We start from the raw sequence: 6,641 nt of genomic DNA, 5'->3' as shown, positions 1-6,641 counted from the left end.
ATCTAAGCGCGAAGCCGACTTCAAGATAAGATTTCCCACCGCAAGGTTAAGATCCCAGGAAGACTACCTGTTGATAGGTCGAAGGTGGAAGTGCAGCAATGTATGGAGCTTATCGATACTAATAGATCGAGGACTTGACCTGATTTTAGATGATTTACTAAATTATATATGTAGTTTTTAGAGTACTAACTCTAATTTAAAGATTATGTGGTTACTATAGCAGAGAGGATACACCTGTTCCCATTCCGAACACAGAAGTTAAGCTCTCTTGCGCTGATGGTACTTGGTGGGAAACTGCCTGGGAGAGTAAGACGTAGCCACGTAGTCTTTTTTTAGTTTTTGATTAAATATTATGAGGRGTTAATGGTTAAATTCCGAACGTATATGATGACGATGTTGTGAGCTTGTAGGCTGGCTAAGAAATCAAGCCAGACATCTACAAGCTCACATCATCATCATATCCATTCGAAATTTAACCACTAGTCCTTTATTTCATTTAGAGCTAAAAGTTTAAAAGCTTTCTACATTAGGGCTGTGTGTTAACTAACTATAGTTGAAATATTAAATAATTAAAAAAAGTGTCAGTATAGAGGCAAATGTCTCTTAGCTGACACTTTTTTTATTTGTTCTTATTTATATTAAACTCCAATGATTTTATTTTATTATTGTCAATTAGCTGACCATTAGATTTATAAATGGATTTAAAAAAGTAATGCGAGTAAAATTTTAATTAATTTTATAATTTAAATTCGAATTTTGCCATAATTATTACAGTTTTTTTTCTGTAATGTCAAATATGGAGACAATGTCAAAAAGTGGGCGTAAGTGATAAAAATATATCTATTTTGTGTGGGAAAATTTATTATCTTTAAATTGTTGTCAATTAATTGACCTATATGGATATAAAAAATAATTGGTATTTTTATATTAAATATATGTAAGTCAGTGTTTTCAGGCTTTTACGGTAATAAATAGAATATGGCATATAAATTGCTATTATGTTAAATATAAATAAAAAATTAACATTAGATTTATTTATATAAAAATATTAAACATAAGGAGGTAGATCATTTGAATAAACTATATCCTATTAAGTTAAAACAACATATCGGTTCAGTAAATACTCCTGTTGTAAGTGTAGGAGAGAGAGTGCAAAAGGGGAGCTTAATTGCAGTACCAAATGGTTTGGGGGCTAATATTCATTCAAGCGTACATGGAAAAATCAAAGAAATTAGCGATGAGTCAATAGTAGTTGAGGCGGATATTTTTCAAAGTGAAGAGTATAAGAAAATTCCAGAAGGTTTAAGTATTTTAGAATCTATAAAGGAGGCTGGAATAGTTGGTATGGGTGGTGCTGGTTTCCCGACTCATATTAAATTGAATGTTGATCTAAAGGGTGGAATAGTGATAATTAATGGTGCAGAATGTGAACCTCTTTTAGAACATAATATTGAACAATTATCTACAGTTCCAGATTTGGTCTACAGAGGTCTTAAGTATGTAATGGAGATAACTAACGCAAAGAAAGGCGTTTTAACCGTTAAATCGAAAAATACTGAAGCTATTAGAGCATTTAAAAAAGTTATAAATGAAGAAAATATATATGTAGTTGAATTACAAGATATGTATCCTGTTGGAGAAGAAAGAGCAGTTATTAAAGCAGTTTTAGATATTCTACTAGAGCCAACGCAATTACCATCGGCAGCAGACGCTGTAGTTATTAATGTTGAAACACTAACTAGAATTACAGAAGCTATTGAGCTTAGAAAACCTGTTATATCAAAAAATATAACAGTTGTAGGTAATTTTAATAATGAAGCTATATCAAGAGTATATAAAGATGTACCCATAGGAACAAGTCTTGATGAACTTATAAATAGAACTGGCACGATTGCGAGCGAATATGGAGAGATTATTCTTGGTGGGCCATTTACAGGTGTAAGTGCTAAAATAAATGATCCTATAACAAAGACTAGTGGTGGAATAATAGTTACTATGCCTTTTATGCGAGATCAGAGAAAAATGGGCTTACTTATATGCGCTTGTAGTGCTGATGAAAAACGTATGAGAGAGATAGCAGATCATATGGGATCAGAGATTGTATCGGTTCAAAAATGTAAACAATCTGTAGAAGTTAAGGGTGCTTTAAAATGTGAAGACCCTGGGAACTGTCCAGGACAAGCTGAAAAGGTACTTAATTTTAAAAAGTCGGGTGCAGAAGTTATTTTAATGGGTAACTGTAGCGACTGTAGTAATACAGTAATGTGCTCTGCACCTAAATTGAAATTACCAGTTTATCATGTGACAGATCATGTTATGAGAACAGTAGGCCACCCATTAGTTAGAAGACTAAAATAAGATTTATTCGGGTTTTCCCGTTAATAATATACTAAACCTAAGGAGGAATATTATGTCTATTACAAAGGAAGCTGCAAAACAACATCTGAATGATCCAGCTGTTGTTTGTTGTAGAACAACAAAGGGAACAATATTAGGTCCTGGTGAACTTGAGGATCCATTAGTTATACCAGATCTTGAAGATTCTGGATTAGTTGAGTTACCCAAAAATGTATTGAAGATTGGTCAAGTATTAGGTGCGAAACTTCTTAAAGATGTAGATGGCTTGACACCGCTTACATCAGAATTATTTGAGGAGCTAGTAGAATTTGAAGATGTGATACAAGATAAAGAAAACAATAAAGATAATGGGGGTAATAAAGTGGAGAAAGTTGTAGCTAATAAAGAAAATATAGCTGGTGGAGCATTTATTCGTTTAAGTGTCGATCATATGGATGGTGTTAACTTAGAATTCCAAGCTGGTTCTTTAAATTTTGGTGGTTCAGATATTAATCAAGTTCCAATAAAAGCTACCGAAAAGATTGAAGATGAAGTAGTTAGTACACTAGTAAGAAGGGAATTTGCTGTAAATGAAGTTAAAATCGGAAATGAAACAAGCTATAAAAATGGAGTGTTGACTATAAGAGAAAGCCTTTGCGAAGACGCTTTAAAAGCAGATCCTCTTGCAAAGAAATTAGAAATAGATATAGTAAATCCAGATGATAGACATAAATACTCAAATACAATAATGGATATTATCCCTATAGCAACTAAAGTAGAAGGAGAATTAGGTACTGGTATAACAAATATAATGAATGACGTAGTATTTGTACTTACTGGCATAGATGAAAATGGACTACAAGTTCATGAATTTGGTTCTTGTGAAGGGTATTTAGATGAAAAAATATCTTATGGTAAACCAGGTTGCCCAGATGCTGGAGATATCATGGTTAGAGTACATGTTATTATTGAAGCTAATACTGGTATGGAAAGAAGAGGGCCATACGCTGCTCATAAAGCTTGTGATGTAATAATCCAAGAAATAAGAGAAGAATTAAAAAAAGCTGATAAAAACAGTGCAATAAAAGAAGAAAAACTTGAAGAAGTTGTAAGACATGGTAGACCTAGAGTTGTCCTAATTAAAGAAATAATGGGTCAAGGGGCTATGCATGATAATGTAATGCTTCCTACAGAACCAGCTGGTGTACCGGGAGGAAGACAAAATGTAGACCTTGGGAATGTTCCAGTAGTATTATCACCTAATGAAGTTAGAGATGGTGGTATTCACGCGTTAACTTGTATAGGACCAGCTTCAAAAGAAGATACTCGCCATTATTTCAGAGAACCAATACTAGAACAATTAGCTGAAGATGAAGAATTAGATCTTGTAGGTGTAGTATTTATAGGTAGCCCTCAAGTAAATGATGAAAAAATGTTCGTAGCTAAGAGACTAGGGGCTATGGCAAGATCTTTAAATGTTGATGGCGCAATAATTACAACAGAAGGATTTGGAAATAACCATATAGATTTTGCAGAAAATATCAAGCAAGTCGGGCAAAGGGGAGTTAATGTGGTAGGAGTAACTTATGCTGCATATCAAGGACAACTTGTTGTTGGTAATGAATACATGGATACTATGATTGAAGTGAATAAGGATAAGGGTGGATTTGAGTCAGAAATACTAGGAGAAAACACTATAACTACTGATGATGCTGCTCGTGCAATTCTTATGATGAAAAACAAAATTGCTGGGGTTAAAGTAGAGGAAGCTGATAGAAAATGGAGTCAAGAAGTTATAGACAATAACCAAAAATTAGTCAAATAATCAGGAGGTAGCAATGGATATTCAGATAAAGCCAAAACTCTTACCTGGTAGGATAATAGATGTGACAGACATAGGAGTGAAAATAGAGCTAAACGGAAGAATGGGTATAATAATATTACCATTAAGATCAGTTTTTACAGAAAAAAAGCTGACTGTCGGTGATGAGATTGAAATATATTTAAGCTACGCAAAAGTTATTAAATAAATGATTTATGAGAGGAGAATGTAAAATGAAGTTAACAACTGCAATAGGAATGAAATCTGAGGTTTACGCACCAGTAACACCTCCACCAGTTTGGGCGCCTTTAACTAAACCACTAAATAAATGCAAAGTTGCATTTCTTACAGCAGGAGGAATACATATAAAATCACAAACTCCATTTAATTTAGCTGGAGATTATACTTTTAGAGAGATACCATCAGATACTCCAGCATCTGAATTAATGTGTAGCCATGGAGGTTTTGATAATAGTGATATAAATAAAGATGTAAATGCTATGTTGCCAATAGATAGATTACATGAACTTGTAAAAGAAGGGTTCATAGGAAGTTTAGCGACTAACTTTATAGGATTCATGGGAGGCGGCGGAAACGTAGACAAATTCAGAAATGAATCTGGCCCAGCTATAGCAGAAATCCTAAAAAAAGACAAAGTTGATGTAGCACTTCTTACAGGAGGATGTGGTACTTGCCATCGTTCGGCTACTATAGTTCAAAGGGCTGTAGAAGAAGCAGGAATATCTACAATAATAATAGCAGCTCTACCACCAATAGCAAAACAACAAGGTGCACCTCGTATAGCGGCAGCACATGTGCCAATTGGTTCAAATGCCGGTGAGCCAAATAATGTTGAAATGCAAACAGCTATACTAAAAGATTCATTAGAACTTATTGTATCAATGGATCATTTTGGTCAAATGCAAATGTTACCTTATGAGTACAGACATAATGTATAAAAATATATAATTTAATAAAAAACTAAATATATAGCGAGAGGGGTTGTCAAAAAAATAACTTGTTTATTTTAGACAACCCCTTTATAAGTATAGAATAAAGGAGTGTTTATAGTGGGAATAGGACCCTCGTCAAAGGAAACTACATTACATCACTTTAGAGATCCACTGGTTGATATAGCGTATAATGATGACAATATAGATTTGTTAGGAATCATTATAGCGGGTACACCAGAAGTATACGATGACAAGGTTTTTATAGCAGATAGAATTGCAGACATGGCGAGCTCTCTTAGGGCCGATGGCGCAATTATATCTATAGACAGTTGGGGAAACAGTCATATAGACTTTTTAACAACTATTGATAAAATAAGAAAAAAAGGCATAGAGACAGTAAGTATGAGCTTTTTAGGTAATCAAGCTTCATTTGTTTTAGATTTAAAAGATAAAGGTACAGTAATAGATTTTAATAAGAATGAGTCAGGTATTGAGACATGTGTTGTAGGAGAAAATAATGCGGTAGATTTAGATGCTATTAAAGCAGTAGAAATATTAAAGATGAAAATTAATAAAAGGAATGAGCCTTTAAAATATACCACTTTAAACAAAGATAGTAGTTCTGATAAAATCTATAAAGAGCTTACTATAAGGAGTTTTAATATATCGGAAGTCAAAATCGGTGAAGAAACAAAAATAATTAAAAATGTATTGTTTATAAATAAAAAAGTTAAAGAAATTTATATTAATGATAATAAATATATTAAAGATTTTGATGTCAATATAATACATAAAGGTAAACATAATAGACCTAATAACTCGATAATGGATATTATACCAGTAGCAACGAAGGTCAGTGGGAACTTAGGATATGGTGTAACAAATTTAATAGAAGGAGTCACAGTTATATTGACCGGAGTTGAAGAAAATGGATTTCAACCATCTAATATTGGATCATCAGAAGGGATCCTTAAAGATAGTATTAAATTAGGAAGAAGTGGAACACCATCGAAAGAGGATATAATAATTAATATCGATGTGATACTTAAAAATGGGCATGGTCGAACTAGGGAAGGTATCATAGCATCAAATAGATTATGCGATATTATTACCCAAGAAATAAGGGAGAGTTTAAAATCTATAAGTGAAGAGTGGAGCATTAAAGAAGAAGTGTTTTCGATTAAAAATAATTTAAATAAAAATAAGGTGATAATAGTTAAGTTAGTTCCTGGCTTAGGTTGTATGTATGATACCGGAGTATCACCTAAAGAGCCATGTGGTTTTATAGGTTGTAAATCAGTAATTGATTTAGGAAATATGCCAATTATTATAAGTGCAAATCAGTATAAAGACGGATTCATTAAGTGCATGAGTTAATATTTAATATTTAAAAAAAATCGAACTTTTAAAGTAAAATAGATAGAACAAATAATATTACATATATGATATAGATAAAATGTAAACTAGATAAATGACGTAGTGTGTTAATATATATACTAACTAAAGATTTAAATAGATGTTATGTTAGC

At 32.6% G+C, this 6,641-nt stretch carries 5 protein-coding genes and 2 rRNA genes; all 7 read left to right on the top strand.

The features are described 5' to 3' along the window. A 23S ribosomal RNA gene (locus tag T473_RS0113805) occupies positions 1-142 on the top strand; the annotation flags it as partial. A gap of 64 nt (positions 143-206) precedes the next feature. Beyond that, positions 207-323 (top strand): 5S ribosomal RNA (rrf, locus tag T473_RS0113800). Positions 324-1,071: 748 nt separating this feature from the next. Then, positions 1,072-2,358 carry a proline reductase-associated electron transfer protein PrdC gene (gene prdC, locus T473_RS0113795; protein ID WP_024622426.1) on the top strand — a complete coding sequence of 429 codons (1,287 nt, stop codon included), beginning with the start codon at positions 1,072-1,074 and terminating at the stop codon, positions 2,356-2,358. Between the two features lie 52 nt (positions 2,359-2,410). After that, complete coding sequence (gene prdA / locus T473_RS0113790; RefSeq protein WP_024622425.1) at positions 2,411-4,162, top strand: D-proline reductase (dithiol) proprotein PrdA; 1,752 nt, start codon at positions 2,411-2,413, stop codon at positions 4,160-4,162. 13 nt (positions 4,163-4,175) lie between these two features. Beyond that, complete coding sequence (locus T473_RS0113785) at positions 4,176-4,367, top strand: CBO2463/CBO2479 domain-containing protein (protein WP_024622424.1); 192 nt, start codon at positions 4,176-4,178, stop codon at positions 4,365-4,367. Between the two features lie 25 nt (positions 4,368-4,392). After that, a complete protein-coding gene (gene prdB / locus T473_RS0113780; RefSeq protein ID WP_024622423.1) occupies positions 4,393-5,118 on the top strand; it encodes a D-proline reductase (dithiol) protein PrdB in 726 nt (241 codons plus the stop codon). A 111-nt stretch (positions 5,119-5,229) separates the two neighbouring features. Next, positions 5,230-6,489 carry a glycine/sarcosine/betaine reductase component B subunit gene (locus tag T473_RS19905; protein ID WP_024622422.1) on the top strand — a complete coding sequence of 420 codons (1,260 nt, stop codon included), beginning with the start codon at positions 5,230-5,232 and terminating at the stop codon, positions 6,487-6,489. Positions 6,490-6,641: the final 152 nt, after the last annotated feature.

Origin of the sequence: Clostridioides mangenotii TR, assembly GCF_000498755.1 — a bacterium.
Taxonomy (GTDB): domain Bacteria; phylum Bacillota; class Clostridia; order Peptostreptococcales; family Peptostreptococcaceae; genus Metaclostridioides; species Metaclostridioides mangenotii_A.
The sequence above is the reverse complement of the archived record's forward strand: the minus strand, read 5'-3'. Positions and strand labels throughout refer to the sequence as shown.